This is a genomic window from Streptomyces sp. AgN23 (genome assembly GCF_001598115.1).
Classification (GTDB): Bacteria; Actinomycetota; Actinomycetes; order Streptomycetales; family Streptomycetaceae; genus Streptomyces; species Streptomyces antimycoticus.
The window spans coordinates 2,973,056-2,993,745 of the sequence record NZ_CP007153.1 but is presented as its reverse complement, the minus strand read 5'-3'; the positions used below and the strand labels follow the sequence as shown (position 1 = coordinate 2,993,745).

The following is a 20,690-nucleotide window of genomic DNA, read 5'->3' as shown; positions in this document are numbered from 1 at the left end:
TGAAGGAGCGTCGGCCGTGGAGTACGGGCGTCTACGGGAAATCGCGGAGCGGCTCGCCGAGCATGCGCCGGACCCGTTCCGGGGCTATGAGATCAGTGGTGACGAGATCGTCATGATGATGTCGCCCTCGCGTCCGCACGAGTTCATCGCTCTGCGTATCCGCCAGCAGCTTGACCGGCAAATCCCGTCTTTTCTGGTCGCTCACACGGGCGGTGAGGTGGAGGATGCCTCTCTCGGGAAACTTCGGCGCCCTGATCTGATCGTCGTTCCAGACGCGGTGTTCGCCGAGAATACGATGGCGCCGTTCCATCCTCGTGATGTCGCCCTGGTCGCCGAGGTCGTCTCGCCGTCGAATCACTCCACCGACTACGTCGAGAAGATGCACGACTACCCGGCGATGGGCATCCCTCTCTACCTTCTCGTCGATCCACGGAAGGGCACCATCGCGGCCCTGTCCGATCCGGGCCCCGGGCTCGGCGGTGAGGGCCCCCGTTACCGCACCCGCAGCGATTACGCCTTCGGTGACGAGGTGACCATCGGTGACTGGACCCTCGCCACCACGGACCTGCGGACCTATCCCGAGGACCGCTGACCGCCGTCGGCGGCCAGCAGCCGCTCGCTCCACTCGGCGAGCAGTCGGTTCTTGCCGGAGTCGGCCACATCGAAGGGGTTGACCTCGGTGGTGTCCGGGCCCCGGACGGCCTGCCATCCCGCAACCGCCAGGCCGCAGTGCGCACCCGCTCGAACCGGAAGTCGGCATGCCCAGCCCCGAGCGCGCGAGCGCCGCGTCGGCGAGCGCCCTGCCGTGTTTCAATCTTCGAAAGTCGGCCTCAGATAGACTGACTGAATTCCCTGTATCGATCCACCCAGCACAATGCCCTTGGCGATTTCGACATGCCACTCGGCACCATCGCGATCAAGTGGGCTCGTCACGAACCAGCCAGTGGATTGGTCATATCGCCGACCCCAGTGCTGGGCCGAGATTGACAGAGAGATGCCCTCTTCGAATGGTTCGCTTGGCTGCAGAAGAACCAATCCGGGTTGCGCCTCGGGTTCATTGAAATTTTCGTTGCGCCAGCTAGTGTAGGGCTCGTATCCCCATACGTAGAGGGCACGGCCTGTTTGTACGCTGACTTCGATTTGCAGGGTGTCAATCGACACGCTGGCAAATCCTTTGTCGCCCTCGCTTGCCGCGAGATTTTTCGCATCTGCGGTCCGGAAACGGAAGCCGTACTCTGACCTGCTGTACAGAAGTTCACCCGGGAGGGAGTCGGAAGGTTGCCACAGCGCCTTGATTATCATCACTCTCTCGTGAAGTTGAAATGCAGGATGGTGTTGGTATTCGTGTCAATCACCAGCTCCCATTTTCCTTCTCGTCCGTGGAATTTACCGGGAGTGTCCCACCGGACCGCTCCTTCAGTGCCACGCGGATCGGCGTAGGGTTCGCTTCCCTCCATCACTTCCCGAACCGTCAGGGTTGAATCTGTGAACGGACGGGATTGGACGAATGCTCTGCCGCCGTCCTTGTCGTTCTTTATCTCGTGGACATCGTCAAGGTGACGTTCCACTGTGCGCGTCATCTTGAGGTTGTCGACATCGATCTTACTTGCGTCCTCGCAGGCGTTTAGCCCCAGAGGGTCTGTCCAATGGTGAGGGCTGCGGACGTAGCTGTGGTGGTTGGGAGCAGGTTCTAGACCCAGAGGGTCGGGTGAGGCGTACCGCGCCGTTTCCGGGTCGTAGTGGCGGAAGTAGTTGTAGTGGAGACCGGTTTCCGGGTCGGCGTATTGGCCGGGGAAGCGGAGGGGGCAGTCGGCCGAGCCGGGTGGGGCGGGGAGGGGAGTGCCCCAGAGGGTGGTTCGGTGTTGCCAGGCCACATCCCCGTCGGGGGTGACCAGTTCGGTGGGGGTGCCGACCAGGTCGGTGATGATGGCGTGAAAGCGGACGTCGTATTCCGATTGCGGGGTCGTATCGGTCAGGCGACGGAGGACCGGTGATGTTTCCGCCGCCGGCTCACGCGGCGTGTGGTGCTCGGTCTGGGTCAGCGGGCGGTGGGTGTCCGGGGCGTAGTCCCACGTCAGCGTCGTGCCCTCGGCCGTCGTCTGCTCCGCCAGGCGAGTGCCGTCCCAGGTGAAGTCGATTCGGTCGGCGGCCGTGCCATCCTTCGCGACGCGTTGTTTCGCGGTGCGGCGGCCCAGCGGGTCGTAGGTGTAGTGCCAGTGGTCGCCGTCCGGGGTTGTCGCGTCCGTCAGGCGGTCTTCCGCGTTCCAGGTGTAGGTCCAGGTGCGGGTCTGGCCGTTCAGGAGTTTGCGGGTGCGGCGGGTCAGGCGGCCCTGGGCGTCGTGTTCGTACGTCGTGCGGCCCGCGCGATGGATCACCGTGCCGGTGAACTCGCGGTCCCCGGTGGCCTCATGGCCCGGGGCCGTGGCATGGGTCAGGTTGCCCGCCGCGTCGTAGGCGTAGGTCTCGGTCCAGCCATGGGCGTGGACCGCCGTCACGCGGCCGACCGGGTCGAGGTCGAAGCGGCGGGTGCCGGACGTCAGCTCGCGGATCTCCGTGAGGTGGTCGTCCGGGCGGTAGGCGTACGCCCGGTGCTGGATTAGGGCGTTGGCCGGGCCGGTGACGGTCTGGCCCGTCATGCGGTCCAGGGCGTCCCACGCCTGGGTCAGGGTCACATCGTCGCCGAACGTGCGTGCCGTCTCCCGGCCCGCCGCGTCGTACGCGAAGTGCAGCGCGTTGTCCGCCGTGGTGAGGGACAGCGGGCGGCCTGCCGCGTCGTACGTCCATGCCGACCGCAGGCCGCTCGGGGTGATCCGCTCGGTGCGGTTGCCCGCCGCGTCGTACGCGTACGACGTCGTACGACCGCCCACCGTCTCCGTCAGAACCCGGCCCCGCACGTCATACGTGCGGCTCAGATCCGTGTCCGGGTTCGCCGCCCGCGTCAGGCGGCTCGCCGCGTCGTACGCGAACGTCGTCTCCGTGCCGTCCGCCGTGTGCGTGGCGACCGTGCGGCCCAGCGCGTCACGCGCGTAGGCCAGTGCCTCGCCCGCGCCGTTCTCCCGGGATATCAGGCGGCCCGCCGCGTCGTGCTGGTAGCTGAGGGTGCGGCCGTTGAAGTCTGTTTCCGAGACGACCTGCCCCGCCCCGTCGTACGTGTACGTCCACGTCAGGCCCTGCGGGTTCGTGACCCCGGTCAGGCGCAGCTCGGTGTCGTAACGGAAGGCGTACGTCGCCCCGTCCGGCTCCGTGCGCGTCGCCGGGAGGTCGAAGTGGGTGTGGGTGTGGCGGGTGGTGTTGCCCGCCGGATCAGTGTGCTCGGTGAGGTTGCCCTCGGCGTCCCAGGCCCAGGTCTCGCGGCTGCCGTCCGGCCGGGTGCGCCAGGCGGGCTTGCCCTCGATCGTCCAGCCTTGGCGGGTGACATGGCCCAGGGGATCGGTGACGCGGGTGATGCGGCCGTGGGTGCCCCGGCGGACCCGTGTCGTGTTGCCCAAGGCGTCGGTGATTTCCACCGGCAGGCCCGCCGCGTCGCATACGACATGCGTGGTGTGGCCCAGCGCGTCCGTGACCGAGGTCAGGTTCCCCGACTCGTCGTACGTGTAGCGCGTCTCCGCGCCTGCGGGGTCCGTCGTCCGGACGCGGTTGCCCCGGTCGTCGTAGGCGTGGCGCCACACGGCCCCGTCCGGCTCCCGGACCTCCAGCGGCCTGCCGTACGCGTCGTACGTGGCCATGGCCGCCGTGCCGTCCGGGCGGTCGACGCGTATCAGGTTGCCGGAGTCGTCGTACGCGTAGCGTGTGGTGTGGCCCAGCGGGTCCGTCACCGACAGCGGTAAGCGGCGCGTCTCCGGGTCCCACTCGGTGTGCGTGGTGTGGCCCAGGGCATCGGTACGGGACACCGCCCGGTACGCCTCGTCGAAGACGTACGTGACGCGGTGGCCGAGCGAGTCCGTGTAGACGGTGGTGCGGGACGCCTCGTCGTAGTGGAAGCGGCCGGTCATCATGTCGTCCGAGCCGATGGTGCGCAGCACCCGGCCCCGGTGGTCGTAGACGTACCCGAAGCTGGTGCCGTTGCGGTCGGTCCACGACGTGACGCGGTGCTGGTCGTCGTAGGTGAACCGCATCGGCTCGCCCGTGGAGTTGAAGACCTCGGTCAGGTCGCCCGCGCCGTTGTAGCCGAAGGAGACCAGTAAGGTCCCTTCCTCGGCGTCACCCACGCCCAGCAGTCGCAGCCCGGTGACGCGCATCAGCTCCGGATCGGTGTCGATCGCGATGCGGTACCCGCCGGAGTGCGCCACCTCGCTCGGGGTGCCGTCCTCTTCATAAGTGAAGGTGATCGACCGGCCGTTGCGGTCTTCGATCACCGTCAGGGGGAGTTCGTTGCCCATCAACGGGTCGAAGTGCAGTGTGCGGCCCTGCTCCGGTATCTCGATCCGCATCGTGCCGCCCGCCGCGCCGTCCCAGCGCAGTGGCCAGCGCGGGCCCCGTGCCGGAAACGTGTCCTCCCCGGGCGTCGGCACCCCGTAGCGCAGCACCATGCCGTCGGCCGTGACGAACACGATCCCGTCCGCGTCCAGCTCCAGCCGCTGGTCGAGCGTGGCCGCCCAGGTGCGGCCGAACCAGCCTCCGCAGGTGTGCCCGGAGACGAAGGTGCGCTCCAGGACCAGGGGGAGCGCCCCGGGCAGGGACACGTCCGTGGCCGACATGACCATCTCGCCGGTGGCGACGTCGACCGGGTCGTCCTCGCAGTCCCTGTCGTGCGTATGCCGGTCGTGCGTCCCCTCGCTGTCCGCCCGGCCGGATGCCTCGCCGTCCCGGCCCAGGGCCCTCTTGCGGAGCGCCAGCCGCTGGGCGGCGGTCTGGCCCGTCCGGAGCTCCTTGCGCAGCGCGCTCGCGCCGCCCGTGGCCAGGGCCAGCAGCAGCGACGGGGTGATCTCGCCCGCCGCGCGCAGCGGATCCTTGGACCACAGGTCCCAGTTCGTGACCGCCTTGGCGAACTCCTTGGGGTGCTGGGCCGCGTACGCCGCGCCGTCCGCCATACCGGCCAGCTGCATCGCCAGGCCCTTGCCGTCGCCCTTGGCGATCGAGGCGGGGATCTCGCCCAGGCCCAGGATGCCGTGGTGGACCTTCCACAGCCCGTCCTTGAAGCTGTCGCCGAGCTTGTGCCAGTTGCTCGGCTTGTTCGGGGCCTTCTCCGCCGCCTTGTCGATCTTCTTCTTCGACGCGTCGACGACGAGCTGCAACTCCTCGATCAGCTTGTCCAGCCGACCGACACACCCCTCCATCGCGGCGATGCCCGGATCGGTCTCCGAGGGCTTCTCCGGCAACTGCTCGTCGCCGCGCGTCACCGCGTCGTTGTACGACTCGACCTTCTTGCCGTACGCCTTGGACGCCGCCCGCGCCGCGTCCGCGTCCTCGATGATCGCCTCACACCGCTTCTGCACCGACCGCAGCTTGGTGGCGTACGCCGCCAGTGCGCTCGCCGCATGGGTGAACTGGTCGTGTCCCGAGGTCAGTTCCTTCGGCAGCCGGTCGACCGACTTCCGGAACTCGCTCGCGCCCTTGCCCGACCAGTCCGCCAGCTCCAGCGGCCGCAGCTTGTCCTTGCCGTCCTGGAAGGCGCCCGCGTACGCGCGCAGCTCCAGCACCAGGTCGTCGATGTCATCCGGATTGCCGGGGATCAGGTCCTTGGGCACCGCGTCCACCGGAATCCGTATCTGCGGGGCCCGCCCCGCGTCCGGATCGCCCATCAGGACTCGTCCCCGTACTCACTCTGCAGTTTGCGCGCGAACTTCGACAACGCCGTGTCCTCCGGGCGCTTCTCCATCTCCGGCGCGCCCACGTGCTCCCAGGACCACTTGGCCGCCGCGCCCGAGGGGAGCTTGGCCATGTTCTCGTCCGAGGGCCAGAAGTCCTTGATCCGCATCAGATCCGCCAGCATGTACCCGGCTATCGCCTCGTACAGCCGCTCCACCACCGCGTCCGCGTGATCGGCCAGTTCCCCCATGCCGAAGCCCCACTCCTTGAGGAATCCCTTGCCGGATTCCAGGAGTTCGGGCGCGCCGCAGTGCTGGAGGTAGGCCGCGAGCTTCTCCTGGCCGTTCTTCACCGAGCGGGCACCGACGACCGACTCCTCCAGAGGTCTGATCAGACCCTTGACCGACTCGATCTCGATCTTGTAGCCGTCGGCACCCTCGTTGCCGCCGTACTTGCCGTGTTCGCCGCCCTCGCTGGGGGCCCGGTTCACATTCCGCGCGTCGGGATCAGCCACCGTCAGCCCTCTCCTCGCGGCCGTCCGCTTCCTGGCCGTCCGCTTCCTGGCCGTCCGCCTCCTGGCTTTCCGCGCCCTGGCCGTCCGCGTCGCGCAGCGTCCGCGCGTCCAGCAGGAACGGGCGCTCACCCAGCGGGTCCACCAGCGCCCGTACACCCTCGGGCAACAGGCCCACCAGGTCCTCGACGGTCGTGGACGCCCATCCGCACGCCCCCGCGAAGCGCGCGAGCCCCTCGACCGAGGTGAAGACCGGCACGAGCGGGCCGCCTTCGGCGGTCTCCGAGACCAGGAAGCCGGGCTCCTCCGGGCGCTGGAAGTACAGCCGCGCCTTCCGCAGCGCCGCCCACTTCTCCCGCTCCGGCATCCGCGAGGCGGTCTCCTGGTGGATGAGGTCCGCCAGCGTCGTTCTGCCAGCCTGACCAGGCGGTCTGCTGTCCCCTCCCCCAAACATGCGGGCCATCTTCGCACAGGTGACTGACACCATTGGTGACCGCCACGCGACACGGCGTGATGACAGGTCGCTCGGGAGCTTTCGGGCCTGTGAGAGAGGCTCGGGCCCGAAAGTACAAGATCGGCAGGGCCTACCGGTTTTGTCCGCGGCTGGCTATCCCTGAAAGGGCGGTCCTGGTCGGGGCCGCATTCTCGGAAGGAGTCCGGTCATGGACGACTGGTACGTGGACGACCGCTGTACCAACTGCGATGTCGCCCGGCAGTTGGCGCCCGAGCTGATCAGCGAGGTCGGCGGGCGGTCGGAGGTCGTGCGCCAGCCGCGCGACGAGGCGGAGGCGCGGCGCCTGCACGCCGCCGCGTTCGCCTGCCCCACCCGCTCGATCCGCCCCGCGTCCGGGCAGCCGGACCGGGCGCTCGACCCGTTCCCCATGGCCCTGGACGACGGTGTACTGATCTGCGGCCACAACTCCCAACACACCGCTGGGGCCAACTCCTATCTGCTGCCGCGGCCGTCCGGCACGGCGATGATGATCGACACACCGCGCTGGAGCCGGGAGCTGGCCGGGCGTTACGTGGCCTCGGGCCCCGTCACCGATGTGCTGCTGACCCACCGCGACCACGCCGCACACGGCCGCCGTTACGCCGATCACTTCGGCGCCCGGCTGTGGATCCACGAGGGTGACCTGGACGCGGCGCCCGACGCGGACCAGGTGATCCGGGGCCTGGAGCCCGTGGAGATCGGCCCGGGAGTCACCGCCCATCCGCTGCCGGGTCACACCCTGGGCAGCGTGCTCTACCTCGCGGACGACCGGTACTGCTTCAGCGGTGACAGCGTCTACTGGTCGCGCGCGCTCGGAGATCTGGCCGTGGCGGAGAGCGTGACCTGGCACTCCATCGAGGAGCTGGCCGCCTCACTCGCGAGGGTGGCCGGACGGCTGCGGTTCGAGTGGATCCTGCCGGGCCATGGGGACCGGTGCCATCTGGACGCCGAGGAGATGTCCCGGCGGCTGCGGGCGCTGGCGGAGCGCACGGGGCTGCTGCGCCCCCGGCCGATCGACTTCACGGCCGTCCGGTGGTGAGGGCGGGCCCGGCTGGGGGAGAGGCCGGGATCGAGCCCGGCGGGGGTCGGTGACCACCGCGTCTCCGCAGGACGGTGACCACTGGGTTTCTGTAGGAAGTCGACAGGGAGGGACACCCGCCCCTGTGGGTGCCCGATTCCTCCTCGAGGGCCTCGGACCGATAGTTTGCGGGGGTAGGGGTCGGCACGCGCTGTGACGTCCCGCAGGAACAGTCCCGCAGGAACAATCGACAGAGATCGACAAGAGAAGGTGGTCCCTTGAGCCGCTCGGTTCTCGTCACCGGAGGCAACCGCGGCATCGGCCTCGCCATCGCCCGTGCCTTCGCCGACGCTGGCGACAAGGTCGCCATCACCTACCGGTCCGGCGAGCCGCCGGCCGACCTGCTCGCGGTCAAATGCGACATCACCGAGCCGGAGCAGGTCGAGCAGGCGTACAAGGAGATCGAGGAGAAGCACGGCGCGGTCGAGGTCCTGGTGGCCAACGCCGGGGTCACCCGCGACCAGCTGCTGATGCGGATGTCCGAGGAGGACTTCGCCACCGTCCTCGAGACCAACCTCACCGGCACGTTCCGCGTGGTCAAGCGGGCCAACCGGGGGATGCTGCGGGCCCGTAAGGGGCGCGTGGTGCTGATCTCGTCGGTCGTCGGGCTGATGGGGTCGGCCGGTCAGGCGAACTATGCCGCGTCCAAGGCGGGCCTGGTGGGCTTCGCCCGCTCCCTCGCCCGTGAGCTGGGCTCGCGCAACATCACCGTCAATGTGGTCGCGCCCGGTTTCGTCGACACGGACATGACGCGCGCGCTCAGCGACGACCAGCGCGAGAACATCGTGAAGCAGGTACCGCTCGCGCGTTACGCGCAGCCCGAGGAGATCGCCGCCTCGGTCCGCTTCCTGGCCTCCGACGAGGCCGCGTACATCACTGGAGCCGTCATCCCTGTCGACGGCGGATTGGGCATGGGTCACTGAACGTCATGAGTGGAATTCTCGCCGGCAAGCGCATCCTGGTCACGGGCGTCATCACCGAGGCCTCCATCGCCTTCCACACCGCCAGGCTGGCCCAGGAGGAGGGCGCCGAGGTCATCCTCACCGGCTTCGGCCGGGTCTCCCTCGTCGAGCGGATCGCCAAGCGGCTGCCCAAGCCCGCCCCGGTCATCGAGCTGGACGTGCAGAACCAGGAGCAGCTGGACGGCCTGGCCGACAAGGTGCGCGAGCACCTGGGCGAGGGTGTCGACCTCGACGGCGTGGTGCACTCCATCGCCTTCGGCCCGCAGGGCGCGTTCAACTTCCTCGAGGGCAGCTGGGAGGACGTCGGCACCGCCGTGCACGTCTCGGCCTACTCCCTCAAGGCGCTCACCATGGCGTGCCTGCCGGTGATGCCGCGCGGCGGCTCGATCGTCGGCCTGACCTTCGACGCCCAGTTCGCCTGGCCGAAGTACGACTGGATGGGCGTGGCCAAGGCCGCGCTGGAGTCCACCAGCCGCTACCTCGCCCGCGACCTCGGCGAGAAGAACGTGCGCTGCAACCTGGTCTCCGCCGGGCCGATCAAGTCCATGGCCGCGAAGTCCATCCCCGGCTTCGAGGAACTCGCGGACGTGTGGAACCACCGGGCCCCGATCGGCTGGGACCTGACCGACCCGGAGCCGGCCGGGCGCGGCGTCGTCGCCCTGCTGTCCGACTGGTTCCCGCGCACCACGGGCGAGATCGTGCATGTCGACGGCGGTGTGCACATGATGGGTGCCTGAGCCCACGGCGTTTCCGCGCGACGGCCGCCGTCCTGCCCCCGTGCACCGGGGGGCCGGGGCGGCGGCCGTTCCGCGTGCGCGTTCACCCGTCCGGGGGAACAGGACGCGCGTCCGGGTGGTGGGCACCGGCACTGTGGAGTCATACGACGAACCGACTCACCGGAGCGCCAGCGCCAGCGGCACGGCCGAGGAGGTCCCGCATGCGTACGACCCGCCGTGTCGCGGCCGCGCTGCTGCTCCTGGCCACGGTGGGTCTGGTCATAGCCGCCTCCAGCTCCGCCGCGCAGGAACGGCCCAAGAGGCGCGAGGCCGCCTGCAGCACCTCGGTGCGCGGCTCGCACGCCACGGCCAGCTGTTTCAACCCCAACCCCAACGCGGACCGGGTGCAGCTGCATGTCGAATGCGCCCGCTGGTGGGACCCGGACATGGACGCCCGCCCGGTGGAGGTCGGCCCGGCCCAGCACGTGGACCTCGCCGAGCGCTGCTGGAAGGAGATACGGAAGGCGTGGGTGAGCCACCACCGCTGAGCGCCGGGCCCCACACCCCAAGGCTGCCGCCTGCCTTTGGCGGGCGCCTTGGCGGCTGCCGGTCGTCAGTGGCCGCCGGTCGCTCAGCGGCTGCCGGCCGTCAGTGGCCGCCGGTCGCTCAGCGGCTGCCGGTCGCTCAGCGCGCGCGGAAGCGGCAGCCGAACGGGTGGGTGCTGGCCTCGGCCGCCGCCTGTTCCCCGTCGCCCTTCCGGATCGCCTCCACCAGCCGTCCGTGGTCCACATACGTGTCCGGGCCCATCCCGCTGCCCACGTCCGCGCGCAGGAAGTCCCGTACGACCGCGCCCAGATCCGCGTACAGCTCCGCCAGCACATCGTTGTGCGAGGCGGCGACGACCGCCATGTGCAAGGTGGCGTCCGCCTCGACGAACGCGTCCGGATCGCCCGCCTCCCAGGCCCGCTCGCGCCGGTCCAGCTGTGCGTCCAGCTGCTTGAGGTCCTGTTCGGTGCGGTGCTCCGCGGCCAGCTGGGCGGCCTTGGTCTCCAGGGCGCTGCGCAGCTCGGCCACATGACGGGGGTCGGCGGCGGCGAAGCGCCGGTGCATCACCCCGGCCAGTTCGCTGGTCGCCAGGACATAGGTGCCCGAGCCCTGGCGGATGTCCAGCAGCCCGTTGTGCGCGAGGGCGCGTACGGCCTCCCGCACCGTGTTGCGCGCGACCCCCAGCTGCTCGACCAGCTCGGGCTCGGTGGGGATCCGCGAGCCCACCGGCCATTCGCCCGACGTGATCTGGGCGCGCAGCTGGGCGATCACCTGGTCGGCGAGGGCGGAGCGCCGGGGCGAGGTCAGCGGCATGACTCTCCTGTGCGTGGGGCGGATATGGCCCGAGGTGAACGAACGCGTCGAACGGGCCCTCCCATGATGCCGTCAGGCCGTTACCGGGCGGTCGCTCACCACTGGACCAGCATTCATCCCATCATTCTATGATGGTCGGCATGCACACGCCCCTGTCTGACGATCTCGCGACGCTCGACACCGCCGACTCCGCGCCCCGCCCGGCGGAACCGGGAGGCCCGCGCCGCGCCGCCTCGCCCTGGCGAGGCCGCGTCATGGCGGCAGGGCTCATCCTCGCCGCGCTCAATCTCCGCCCCGCCGTCACCAGCCTCGGCCCGCTGCTCGAAGAGGTCCGCGCCGACCTCGGGATGAGCGGCACCGTCGCCGGCGTGCTCACCTCCGTGCCCGCGGCGTGTTTCGCGCTCTTCGGGTTCACCGCACCCCGGCTGGCCCGGCGCTGGGGGCCGGTGGCCATCGTCTGCGCCGGGCTCGCCGCCATCGCCGCCGGTCTGCTGCTGCGCCCCCTGGCCGGCGGGACCGTGGCGTTCCTGGCGGCCAGCGCGCTCGCCCTGGCCGGGATCGCGGTGAGCAACGTCCTGATGCCGGTGATCGTCAAGCGCTGGTTCCCCGACCGGGTCGGCTCGATGACCGGGCTGTACTCGATGGGCCTGTCGCTGGGCACCGCCGCCTCCGCGGCGGTCACCGTGCCGATGACCGACGCGCTGGGCGGCTCCTGGCGGACCGGGCTCGGGGCGTGGGCGCTGCTCGCCGCGGTGGCGCTGGTGGCGTGGCTGTTCCTCGCCCGCGACCATACGACCGGCGCGAGGGCGGCTGGCGCCGAGGTGACTCGTACGGAGGCGGCCGGTACCGGGACGGCCGGCACCGAGGCGGCCGGTACCGGCGCGGGCCGTACGGAAGCGGGCCGTACGGACGCGGACGCATCGGCCGCGGCCGGGAGCGCCGCCGCGGCCGAGACCGACGCCCCGGCCGATGGGCCCGCGATCCGCATCACCCGCAGCCCCCTCGCCTGGGCCATGGCCGTCTTCTTCGGCTTCCAGGCCACCGCCGCGTACATCTCCATGGGCTGGATGCCGCAGATCTTCCGGGACGCGGGGGTCTCCGCCTCCACCTCCGGATTGCTGCTGGCCGTGATGATGGCGATGGGCGTGCCGCTCGCCTTCGTCCTGCCGCGGATCGCCGCCCGGCTGCGGCACCAGGGCGTCCTGGTCGTCGTCCTCGGCGTCTTCGGCCTCACCGGTTACGCCGGGCTGTGGCTGGCCCCGGCCGGCGGCGCCTGGGCCTGGGCCCTGCTGCTCGGCATCGCCAACTGCGCCTTCCCGCTCGCCCTCACCATGATCGGCATGCGGACGAGGACCCATGCGGGAGTGGTCCGGCTGTCGGCCTTCGCGCAGTCCGTCGGCTATCTGCTGTCCATCCCGGGCCCGCTGCTGGTCGGCGTGCTCTACCAGCACAGCGGCGGCTGGGGACAGCCCATCGCGCTGATGGCCGGGTTCATGGTGCCGCAGATCATCGCGGGCGTGCTGGCCGGACGCGACCGCACCCTCGAGGACGAGCGCTGATCGAGGTCGCGAACGAGCGCTGATCCGTGTCCGCGCGGGCTGGTCCGGGTCGGGTACGAGGGCTGCTCAAAGTCGCGTACGGGGGATGGGAGACTGGTGCCATGCCAGTGCTCGATGAGAACCCCCCGGACGGCCAGAAGAAGCTCCTCATCATCCTCGGTGTGATGCTCGGCATCACCGTGGTCGTCGGCGTGATCGCCACCCTCGCCTCGCCCTGACCCCGGGCGGGGGACCGGATGGTGGGGCCGGCCCCACCATCCCCTAGGGGGCTGGGCTCAGGGGCAAGTGGGTGGCTCACCGGATGGGAGCCGCCCCGCCCGCTCCGTACCGTCGAACCATCGACACGTTCGGCGACCCGGAGGCGATCCCATGTCCGCCCGCACCCGTACCCGGCCCGCACGTCCGGTGGACAGTGGCATGGACATGCGGCTCCCGTGGTGGGCCGTCGTTCTCCCGACCGTGGCCTTCGCGGCGCTGCTGCTTCTGCTCACCGGGCCCACCGACGCCCATGCCGAGAGCGGCGTCTCCGGACCGGTCTCGCAGGTCGTGGAGTTGCTGCACCGGACCTTCGGGGGCGCGGCACCGTGACCCACCGTAGGCGGTGGTGATCAGCCGTGTCCGCCATATCGCGGGTGTGCTCACGTTTGACGAGGTCGTTCCAACACCCTGCGCCTCGTGCACCGATTCATGCGAAGCTGGGACGCATGAGCGTCGATGTGCCCCGCAGGATTGTCCTCCTTCGACACGCCAAGGCCGACTGGCCCCAGGTGGCCGACCACGAGCGCCCGCTCGCGGACCGCGGCCGCAATGACGCCCCGCTCGCCGGGCGCCGGATCGCGGAGGCCGGTCTCACCCCCGAACTCACCCTCTGCTCCACCGCGCTGCGCACCCGTGAGACCTGGAAGCTGGTGGTCCACGAGTTGCCGCACCGCCCCAAGACCGTCTACGAGGAGCGTTTGTACGACGCCCCGGTCGGTCAGCTCATCGAGGTGATCAATGAGACCGCGGACGACGTCACCGATCTGCTGGTCGTCGGCCACAACCCCGGGATGCACGGCCTCGCCGACGCGTTGGCGGGCGAGGCCGACGAGGGTGTCAGGGAGCGTATGGAGCGTGGTGCCTTCCCCACCTCAGCGTTCGCCGTCGTGACCTTCAGCGGCTCATGGAAGTCGGTGGAGATCGGCTGCGGGCGTCTCGCCGGCTTCTGGGCGCCCCACGAGTGATTGCCGATTCCCGGGATTGCTGGGATTCCCGGGTGATCCCCCGGGCGTGATCTCAGCGCACCGGCCCCCGCTCCGCCGTCGTACGGGGAGCGGGGGCCGGTGCGCGTTCCGGGCCGGGATCCGTCAGCCCTGGATCCGTCAGTCCACGTGCGCGTCCGCCGCCTCGACCTCTTCGCGGGTCACGCCCAGCAGATACAGCACCGTGTCGAGGAACGGCACGTTCACGGCGGTGTGCGCGGCCTCCCGGACCACCGGCTTGGCGTTGAACGCGACGCCCAGCCCGGCCGCGTTCAGCATGTCCAGGTCGTTGGCCCCGTCGCCGATCGCGACGGTCTGCACCAGCGGCACCCCGGCCTCGGCCGCGAAGCGCCGCAGCAGCCGGGCCTTGCCCGCCCGGTCCACCACCTCGCCGACCACCCGGCCGGTCAGCTTGCCGTCCACGACCTCCAGGGTGTTGGCGGAGGCGAAGTCCAGCCCCAGCCGCTCCTTGAGATCGTCGGTGACCTGCGTAAAGCCACCGGAGACCACGCCCACCTGATAGCCGAGACGCTTCAGGGTGCGGATCAGCGTACGGGCGCCGGGCGTGAGCCGGACCTCGGCGCGCACCTTCTCCACCACGGACGCGTCGATCCCCGCCAGCAGCGCGACCCGCGCGTGCAGCGACTGCTCGAAGTCCAGCTCACCGCGCATCGCCCGCGCCGTGACCTCGGCGACCTCGGCCTCACAGCCCGCATGGGCGGCGAAGAGCTCGATCACCTCGTCCTGGATCAGGGTGGAGTCCACATCCATGACCACCAGGCGCTGCGCCCGGCGCTGCAGCCCCGACGCCACCACGGCCACATCGACGCCGATATCGGCGGCCTCGATGGCCAGCGCGGTGCGCAGCGGCTCCGTCTCGGCGCCGGACACCTCGAACTCCACGGCCGTCACCGGATACTTCGCCAGCCGGAAGATCCGGTCGATGTTGCCGCCGGTGCCGGTGATCCGGGAGGCGATGGCGGCGGTCGACTCGGCGGTCAGCGGATTCCCCAGCACGGTCACATGCGACCGGCCGGTGCCACGCGGCCGGTTGTCGCCCCGGCCGGAGATGATCTCGGCCTGGAGCCGCATCGACTCCGCCCAGCTGTGCACGGTGGCCCGCAGATCGCCCTCGGCGCCGTCGGCCTTCGGGGCCGTGACCAGGACACACAGCACGATGCGGCCCCGGGTGACGACCTGCTCTATGTCCACTATGTGCACGCCGTAGGCGGCGAGGGTGTCGCAGAGCCCGGCGGTGATACCGGGGCGGTCCTTGCCGAAGATCTTGACAAGGAGGGTCGGGACATCGTCGTCGTCCGGGACGGCGGTGACAGGGGAGATCCGCGATGTGCTCATGGTCTTCCCACCGTATCCGGCCCTTCCCGCGGCGCGCGCGGCAGCCCGCACCGTGGACGGCCGCCTGAGGCGGAACGTTCATGTCCCGGTCGCCGCGGCGTCACCCCTCGCATGATCGGCGGCTTCACGCGCCACCTCCGCCGCCGCGCCCTTCGCCCCCGCCGTGACCCGCGCCTCCCTCGCCTCCCCGCTCCCCGTCGTCCCGCCGCGCGAGCGCCGCGGCCCGGCGGCCCGCCGCGCCCGTGGCCCATGCCGCGAGCGCCCCGGCGGCCCCCGCCGCCGCGCCCCACCCCGCGCCCAGCGCACACGCCGGCGGAGCGCTTCCGTACAGCTCGAGACCCGCCCCGAAGGCGTCGAAGCCGAGCACGGACAGGCTCGCCCCCGCCGAGACCCGGGTCAGCCGCACCAGCAGCGGCAGCGCGAGCGCGGTCACCACGCCCAGCCGCAGCGCACACCACCCCGCGAAGGCGAACGGCCGGGAGCTCCCCACGGGCGTACGGGCCGCGGTGAGTACCCCGGCGGCGAGCATCAGCAGCACACTCGCGACCACCAGCAGCCAGACCCGGCCGTCGAACTCGGCCAGCCGCCCCACCGTGAACGGCTCCCCGCCCGTCCCGGCGAGCAGATCGTCCACGGGGTCGGGCAGCACCTGCCGCAGCGCACCGCTCGCCCTGCCGTACCAGGGCACGAACAGCCCCAGCGGTACGCCGATCCACACCCCGTTCGGGGCGCCGAGCAGCGCCGACCCGAGCACCAGCCCCGGATGGTCGTCCCCGACCGCCGCGTAGATCCCGGCCACCAGACCCGCGCCGACCGCGAGCACCAGCACCCCGCACAGCGCGGACACCGCCGGCCGGACCGTGCGGTGCAGCGCCTGCCCGCCGGGCGGCAGCGGGGTACGGCGCGAGGCCAGCAGCGCGAGCAGCAGGACGGCGACGACCCACACCGCGCCGCCCAGCAGCGAGCGGCCGGCCGCCACGGTGAAGCCGACGGACGCCTTGGCGTCGACGAGTTCGGCCAGCCGGTCCGGCAGCAGCCCGGCGCCGATGTCCGCGATATCGCCCAGCTGCTCGGGGAGCCGACTCAGCAGATCGTGCCCGGTGCGCTGTCTGCCGAGGCCGGGCGGGACGAGCGTGGCGCCGTCGATCGTGACCGTATCGTTGCCCACCCAGGTCAGCCCGGCGAGCAGCAGCAGGAAGAGCACGGCCACGAGGCCCGCGCGCACGGCGAGTTCGGCCCGGCCGATCACGGCCCCCGCGGCCCGCAGCGACCGTACGAACAGCCACCCCAGCAGCAGCGCGCCGACCAGGCTCACCCCGAGTGGCGCGATATCGATGGCGGCGCGGGCCTGGGCGCCCTCCAGCCCGAAGACGCCCACCTCGCCGGAGGGGGTGACGGAACCGCCGACCGCCAGCACCGTCACCGCGGCGGTCATCGGCCCGAGCGCCCCCGCACGGTCGGCGCCGATCAGATGCATGCCGAGCGCGGCGATCCCCACCATAGCCAGAAACGCCCAGCTCACCGCCGCGATTGCGGCGAGCAGCGCGGGCCCCCAGGGCACTCGTCCGCCACCGCTCGCGCTCATATCGCCGACTCCCGATCGTCGCGAGTTGCCCGGATTAACCATGATCCGCACTATCCGTCAGCGCTTACCACTTTCCGAGGGCCTTTCGGATGAGTCAATGACGCCCGAGTCGCGCTCTTGTCAAAGCCCGACTTCCGGTTAAGGGACTGAGCCTGAAATAGTTCCTCAGGATGTTCGCCATCCCTAGACTCCCTCTGTCAGGGGGTAACTCGGGGGACAAGTAGTGGGGCATGGAGTGCCGGAACTCGTACTGGAATTGAACGGACAGACCTGGACACTTGATCCGTCCAGGTCGTACAGCCTGGGGCGCGACCCACAGGGCGACATGGTGCTGGACGACGCCAGGGTCTCCTGGCGGCATGCCACGGTGCGCTGGGGTGGGCACAGTTGGGTCATCGAGGATCAGGGCTCCACCAACGGCACCTATGTGCAGGGCCGGAGAATCCAACAGGTGGAAATCGGCCCTGGTTCGGCCGTCCACCTCGGCAATGCCACCGATGGCCCTCGGCTCAGCGTCTCCGGCGGCGGTGCCTCGATGGGCGCCGCGGGCGCGTACGGCCAGCAGGCGGCGATGGGCATGCCCCAGCAGCCCCACCAGGCTCAGCAGCCCCCCGCCCAGCAGCAGCCGCAGCCCGGCCCCGGCTGGCCGCAGCAGGGCGGGCCGCAGCAGGGTGCGCCGCAGCCCCAAGGCTGGCCACAGCCCCAGCAGCAGCCCCAGGCCCCGCACCAGCAGCAGCCCCAGGCCCCGCACCAGCAGCAGCCGTTCATCCCGCAGCAGCAGGCGCCCCATCAACAGCCGCAGCACCAGCAGGCACCCCAGCCTCCGCAGCAGCAGCCCCAGGCCCCGCTGAACAATCTCGCGCAGAACGTTCCCGGCACCGGCCCCTCCGGCCCGGCCGACGGCCCGCCCGCCCAGGGCGACCGCAGCCCGACCACCTTCCATCAGCTCGCCGCCGGCCGGGTGATGCGCATCGGTCGTGCGCTGGAGAACGAGCTGGTCGTCTCCGATCTGCAGGTCTCGCGCCACCACGCCGAGTTCCGGGCGCTGCCCGACGGCCGTTTCGAGATACGTGACCTCGGCAGCCACAACGGCACCTATGTCAACGGTCAGCCGGTCCGGCAGCAGATCATCGGCCCCACCGACACCGTCGGCGTCGGTCACTCCACCTTCCGGCTGGTCGGCGACCGCCTCGAAGAGTTCGTCGACACCGGTGAGGTCTCCTTCTCGGCCCGTCATCTGACGGTGACGGTCGACGGCGGCAAGCAGATCCTCAAGGACGTCTCCTTCGGCGTCCCGGAGAAGTCCCTCGTCGCGGTCATCGGCCCGTCCGGCTCCGGTAAGTCCACGCTGCTGAAGGCGCTCACCGGCTACCGCCCGGCCAACCAGGGCGATGTCCTCTACGACAACCGGAACCTCTACAAGCAGTTCGCCGAGCTGCGCCAGCGCATCGGTCTGGTGCCCCAGGACGACATCCTGCACAAGGAGCTGACCGTCCAGAAGGCCCTGCGCTACGCCGCCAAGCTCCGCTTCCCCGGTGACACCGCCGAGGCCGAGCGCGAGGCCCGGATCGACGAGGTGCTGCGCGAGCTCAAGCTGGACATCCACCGGGAGAAGAAGGTCACCGCCCTCTCCGGCGGTCAGCGCAAGCGGGTCTCCGTCGCGCTGGAGCTGCTCACCAAGCCGTCGCTGATCTTCCTGGACGAGCCGACCTCCGGTCTCGACCCGGGCATGGACCGCGATGTCATGCAGCTGCTGCGCGGTCTCGCCGACGACGGCCGCACCGTGCTGGTGGTCACCCACTCGGTCGCCGAGCTGGCGCTGTGCGACAAGCTCCTGGTGATGGCGCCGGGCGGCTCGGTGGCCTACTTCGGCCCGCCGGACGAGGCGCTCAACTTCTTCGGCTACGACAGCTGGGCGGATGTCTTCTCGTCGTTCGAGAACTACCGCGACTACGACTGGGCGGGCCGCTGGCGCGGTTCGCAGCACTACCAGATGTACGCGGCGGACCTCGACTCCGTCGCCCCGCAGTCCGTCCATGTCCAGGCCCCGCCGACCCGGATGCAGAAGCCACAGAGCTGGGGCTCGCAGCTGTGGACGCTGATCCGCCGCTATCTGTCGGTGATCGGCTCCGACAAGGGCTTCATGGGGCTGATGGTGATCCTGCCCGCCGTGCTGGGCTCGGTGAGCGTCGTCATCCCGGCGAAGTTCGGCCTTCAGCTGGCCCCGAAGGGCAGTTTCAACCAGGCCGCCGGGACGGTTCTGCTGATTCTCGTGGTCGGTATGTGCTTCACCGGCGCGGCCAATTCCGTACGAGAATTGATCAAGGAACGGGTCATCTACGAACGGGAACGGGCGGTCGGCCTGTCCCGCTCCGCGTATCTGATGTCCAAGGTGATCGTGCTCGGCGTGATCACCGCCTGCCAGGGCGTCATCATCTCCGCCATCGGTCTCTCGACGCGCAAGATGCCCGACGAAGGTCTGCTGATGCCGCCGGCCGCCGAGCTCTGCCTGGCCGTCATCGCGATCGGCTTCACCTCGATGATGGTCGGCCTGGTCATCTCGTCCCTGGTGAAGACCGCTGAGAAGACCATGCCGCTGCTGGTCATGTTCGCGATCGTCCAGGTCGTCTTCACCGGCGTCCTGTTCAAGATCTACGGATCGCTCGGTGTGGAGCAGTTCGCCTGGCTGATGCCGTCCCGCTGGGCGGTCGGCGCGGCCGGTGCCACGCTGGACCTGGGCCCGGGCGTCGGCCACATGATGGCGCCGTGGGACAGCAAGAAGCCCCTGGACACCGACCCACTGTGGGAGCACACCACGACCCAGTGGGGCATCGACATCATCGTGCTGATCGTCCTCGGCATCGCCTGCGGCTTCGTGGTCGCGCGGCTGCTGCGCCGCCATGAGCCGGAGGTCATGCGCAAGTAGCCGCGGCCCCGGAGGCCATGCGCACGTAGTCGCGGCCCTCGGTGGTCAGGCGCACGTAGCCGCGCCCCCGGTGGTCCGGCGCAAGCAGCCTCCGTCACCGTCACGCACACGGGCGACGGCATCCCTCGCACACAGGGGGTGCCGTCGCCCTTCGGCGTCGTAACGCCGGGTTCGGGACAGCCGTACAGGCTTAGTACGGGCCGTTCACGTTGTCCATCGAGCCGTACCGGTCGGCCGCGTAGTTGCAGGCCGCGGTGATGTTCGCGACCGGGTCGTAGGCGTCCCAGGCGGTGCCCTCGACGTGGTAGGCCTTGAAGGTCGGGGCTATCACCTGGAGCAGGCCCTTGGAGGGCACGCCGTTCTGGGCGTTGATGTCCCAGTTGTTGATGGCGCGCGGGTCGCCGCCGGACTCCCGGATGATGTTGCGGTGAATGCCCTCGTAGGTGCCGGGGATGCCCTTCTTCTTCATGATGTCGAGGGACTCCCGGATCCAGCCGTCGAGGTTGTCCGGGTAGGTCTTCTCGGCGGCGACCGTCTCGATACGCGTGGCGGAGCGGCTCGCAGCCTGCTTGACGGCGCGCTCCTTGGCGGCCTTGGCCTCGGCGGCCTTCTTCGCGGCGGCCTCTTCCGCGGCCTTTTTGGCGGCGGCCTCTTCCGCGGCCTTCTTCTTCGCGGCCTCCGCCGCGGCCTTCTTCTCGGCAGCCTCTTGCTTGGCCTGCTGGTCGGCGAGCGCGGACTGCTTCACCAGGGCCTCGTGGTGGGCCTGGGCGTCGGCCTTCTGGGACGTGAGGGCGACGGGCTTGTTCGGCAGGTCCTGGGCCGTCGTCTTGGCGTCCGCGTTGCCACCGGGGACGACTGCGAAGGCTATGGCGGCCGCACCGGCGGCAGCGATTCCGGCGGCGGAGTACTTGTGCGTCTTGTTGAGACGGGCGTAGCCGGGGATGTTGGGCAGGGGCATGGCGGAGTAGACCTCTTCCAATCGCTTGAGTCGCAGGCCAAATCGGCGCGCAGAGCGCCGTTCCTGGATCTACGGCGCCGTGCGACTGGGGGAAATTCTTAGCTGCCGCAAAAAGTTGTCGCAAAGGTGTGACATACGATGCTGCTTAGTGGATAAGTAGGCCGCTCATGCCCATGCGAACGGCCGTCATCCCCGCTC

The 20,690-nt window shown here is 70.2% G+C and carries 18 protein-coding genes and 1 pseudogene; 10 read left to right on the top strand and 9 right to left on the bottom strand.

Annotated elements, in window-relative coordinates:
* Positions 1-16: 16 nt before the first annotated feature.
* Positions 17-592 (top strand): Uma2 family endonuclease, encoded by a 576-nt coding sequence (locus AS97_RS13075; RefSeq protein ID WP_046088965.1) that lies wholly within the window; start codon positions 17-19, stop codon positions 590-592.
* Positions 593-594: 2 nt separating this feature from the next.
* On the opposite strand, the pseudogene AS97_RS47315 reads toward AS97_RS13075, so the two are convergent.
* From AS97_RS47315 to AS97_RS13055, 5 genes and pseudogenes are all read right to left on the bottom strand, one after another.
* Positions 595-814, bottom strand: a pseudogene (locus AS97_RS47315) (hypothetical protein); the annotation flags it as partial.
* Positions 811-1,161: a hypothetical protein gene (locus AS97_RS13070; RefSeq protein WP_210564919.1), complete on the bottom strand. Its 351-nt coding sequence runs from the start codon at positions 1,159-1,161 to the stop codon at positions 811-813. The gene AS97_RS13070 and the pseudogene AS97_RS47315, both read right to left, overlap by 4 nt.
* A gap of 140 nt (positions 1,162-1,301) precedes the next feature.
* Positions 1,302-5,741 (bottom strand): putative T7SS-secreted protein, encoded by a 4,440-nt coding sequence (locus AS97_RS13065; RefSeq protein ID WP_247204351.1) that lies wholly within the window; start codon positions 5,739-5,741, stop codon positions 1,302-1,304.
* On the bottom strand, positions 5,741-6,262 hold the full coding sequence (locus AS97_RS13060; RefSeq protein WP_059147098.1) for a hypothetical protein: 522 nt from the start codon (positions 6,260-6,262) through the stop codon (positions 5,741-5,743). Before AS97_RS13060 ends, AS97_RS13065 begins: the two co-directional genes overlap by 1 nt.
* Complete coding sequence (locus AS97_RS13055) at positions 6,255-6,626, bottom strand: SseB family protein (protein WP_247204350.1); 372 nt, start codon at positions 6,624-6,626, stop codon at positions 6,255-6,257. The genes AS97_RS13060 and AS97_RS13055 overlap by 8 nt, the downstream gene beginning before the upstream one ends.
* A 295-nt stretch (positions 6,627-6,921) precedes the next feature.
* On the opposite strand from AS97_RS13055, the gene AS97_RS13050 reads away from it, so the two are divergent.
* From AS97_RS13050 to AS97_RS13035, 4 genes are all read left to right on the top strand, one after another.
* The gene (locus tag AS97_RS13050) at positions 6,922-7,791 is read left to right on the top strand and encodes a ferredoxin (protein WP_125760310.1); all 870 of its coding nucleotides are present in this window, start codon (positions 6,922-6,924) and stop codon (positions 7,789-7,791) included.
* Positions 7,792-8,048: 257 nt separating this feature from the next.
* Positions 8,049-8,753: a 3-oxoacyl-[acyl-carrier-protein] reductase gene (gene fabG / locus AS97_RS13045; protein ID WP_059147101.1), complete on the top strand. Its 705-nt coding sequence runs from the start codon at positions 8,049-8,051 to the stop codon at positions 8,751-8,753.
* 5 nt (positions 8,754-8,758) lie between these two features.
* On the top strand, positions 8,759-9,529 hold the full coding sequence (gene fabI / locus AS97_RS13040) for an enoyl-ACP reductase FabI (protein WP_059147102.1): 771 nt from the start codon (positions 8,759-8,761) through the stop codon (positions 9,527-9,529).
* 200 nt (positions 9,530-9,729) lie between these two features.
* Positions 9,730-10,056 carry a hypothetical protein gene (locus AS97_RS13035; RefSeq protein WP_059147103.1) on the top strand — a complete coding sequence of 109 codons (327 nt, stop codon included), beginning with the start codon at positions 9,730-9,732 and terminating at the stop codon, positions 10,054-10,056.
* A gap of 136 nt (positions 10,057-10,192) precedes the next feature.
* Here the strand turns inward: AS97_RS13035 and AS97_RS13030 are convergent, their stop codons facing one another.
* Entirely contained in the window at positions 10,193-10,867 is a 675-nt protein-coding gene (locus tag AS97_RS13030) for a FadR/GntR family transcriptional regulator (protein ID WP_086705664.1), read from the bottom strand.
* 140 nt (positions 10,868-11,007) lie between these two features.
* Here AS97_RS13030 and AS97_RS13025 point away from each other — a divergent pair, with 140 nt between their 5' ends.
* The 4 genes from AS97_RS13025 (at position 11,008) to AS97_RS13015 (ending at position 13,649) form a co-directional block, all read left to right on the top strand.
* A complete protein-coding gene (locus AS97_RS13025) occupies positions 11,008-12,426 on the top strand; it encodes a CynX/NimT family MFS transporter (RefSeq protein WP_247204349.1) in 1,419 nt (472 codons plus the stop codon).
* A 101-nt stretch (positions 12,427-12,527) separates the two neighbouring features.
* Positions 12,528-12,644, top strand: coding sequence for an SGM_5486 family transporter-associated protein (locus tag AS97_RS48560; protein WP_014059746.1), 117 nt, complete (start codon positions 12,528-12,530; stop codon positions 12,642-12,644).
* 151 nt (positions 12,645-12,795) lie between these two features.
* Complete coding sequence (locus tag AS97_RS13020) at positions 12,796-13,014, top strand: hypothetical protein (RefSeq protein ID WP_059147106.1); 219 nt, start codon at positions 12,796-12,798, stop codon at positions 13,012-13,014.
* A 116-nt stretch (positions 13,015-13,130) separates the two neighbouring features.
* Positions 13,131-13,649 (top strand): histidine phosphatase family protein, encoded by a 519-nt coding sequence (locus tag AS97_RS13015; RefSeq protein WP_059147107.1) that lies wholly within the window; start codon positions 13,131-13,133, stop codon positions 13,647-13,649.
* A 138-nt stretch (positions 13,650-13,787) separates the two neighbouring features.
* On the opposite strand, the gene serB is transcribed toward AS97_RS13015, so the two are convergent.
* Both serB and AS97_RS13005 read right to left on the bottom strand, forming a co-directional pair.
* Positions 13,788-15,023 (bottom strand): phosphoserine phosphatase SerB, encoded by a 1,236-nt coding sequence (gene serB, locus AS97_RS13010; protein ID WP_059147108.1) that lies wholly within the window; start codon positions 15,021-15,023, stop codon positions 13,788-13,790.
* Positions 15,024-15,147: 124 nt separating this feature from the next.
* A complete protein-coding gene (locus AS97_RS13005; RefSeq protein ID WP_210564917.1) occupies positions 15,148-16,608 on the bottom strand; it encodes a streptophobe family protein in 1,461 nt (486 codons plus the stop codon).
* A gap of 223 nt (positions 16,609-16,831) precedes the next feature.
* Here AS97_RS13005 and AS97_RS13000 point away from each other — a divergent pair, with 223 nt between their 5' ends.
* Complete coding sequence (locus AS97_RS13000) at positions 16,832-19,534, top strand: FHA domain-containing protein (RefSeq protein WP_210564916.1); 2,703 nt, start codon at positions 16,832-16,834, stop codon at positions 19,532-19,534.
* Between the two features lie 190 nt (positions 19,535-19,724).
* Here AS97_RS13000 and AS97_RS12995 read toward each other — a convergent pair whose 3' ends face one another.
* Positions 19,725-20,492 (bottom strand): transglycosylase SLT domain-containing protein, encoded by a 768-nt coding sequence (locus AS97_RS12995; RefSeq protein WP_059147111.1) that lies wholly within the window; start codon positions 20,490-20,492, stop codon positions 19,725-19,727.
* Positions 20,493-20,690: the final 198 nt, after the last annotated feature.

Coding starts and splice junctions, on each gene's coding strand:
- AS97_RS13065 (WP_247204351.1), bottom strand. CDS start 5,741: ATGGGCGATCCGGACGCGGGGCGGGCCCCGCAGATACGGATTCCGGTG.
- AS97_RS13055 (WP_247204350.1), bottom strand. CDS start 6,626: ATGCCGGAGCGGGAGAAGTGGGCGGCGCTGCGGAAGGCGCGGCTGTAC.
- AS97_RS13050 (WP_125760310.1), top strand. CDS start 6,922: ATGGACGACTGGTACGTGGACGACCGCTGTACCAACTGCGATGTCGCC.
- fabI (WP_059147102.1), top strand. CDS start 8,759: ATGAGTGGAATTCTCGCCGGCAAGCGCATCCTGGTCACGGGCGTCATC.
- AS97_RS13035 (WP_059147103.1), top strand. CDS start 9,730: ATGCGTACGACCCGCCGTGTCGCGGCCGCGCTGCTGCTCCTGGCCACG.
- AS97_RS13030 (WP_086705664.1), bottom strand. CDS start 10,867: ATGCCGCTGACCTCGCCCCGGCGCTCCGCCCTCGCCGACCAGGTGATC.
- AS97_RS13025 (WP_247204349.1), top strand. CDS start 11,008: ATGCACACGCCCCTGTCTGACGATCTCGCGACGCTCGACACCGCCGAC.
- AS97_RS48560 (WP_014059746.1), top strand. CDS start 12,528: ATGCCAGTGCTCGATGAGAACCCCCCGGACGGCCAGAAGAAGCTCCTC.
- AS97_RS13020 (WP_059147106.1), top strand. CDS start 12,796: ATGTCCGCCCGCACCCGTACCCGGCCCGCACGTCCGGTGGACAGTGGC.
- AS97_RS13015 (WP_059147107.1), top strand. CDS start 13,131: ATGAGCGTCGATGTGCCCCGCAGGATTGTCCTCCTTCGACACGCCAAG.
- serB (WP_059147108.1), bottom strand. CDS start 15,023: ATGAGCACATCGCGGATCTCCCCTGTCACCGCCGTCCCGGACGACGAC.
- AS97_RS13005 (WP_210564917.1), bottom strand. CDS start 16,608: ATGAGCGCGAGCGGTGGCGGACGAGTGCCCTGGGGGCCCGCGCTGCTC.
- AS97_RS12995 (WP_059147111.1), bottom strand. CDS start 20,492: ATGCCCCTGCCCAACATCCCCGGCTACGCCCGTCTCAACAAGACGCAC.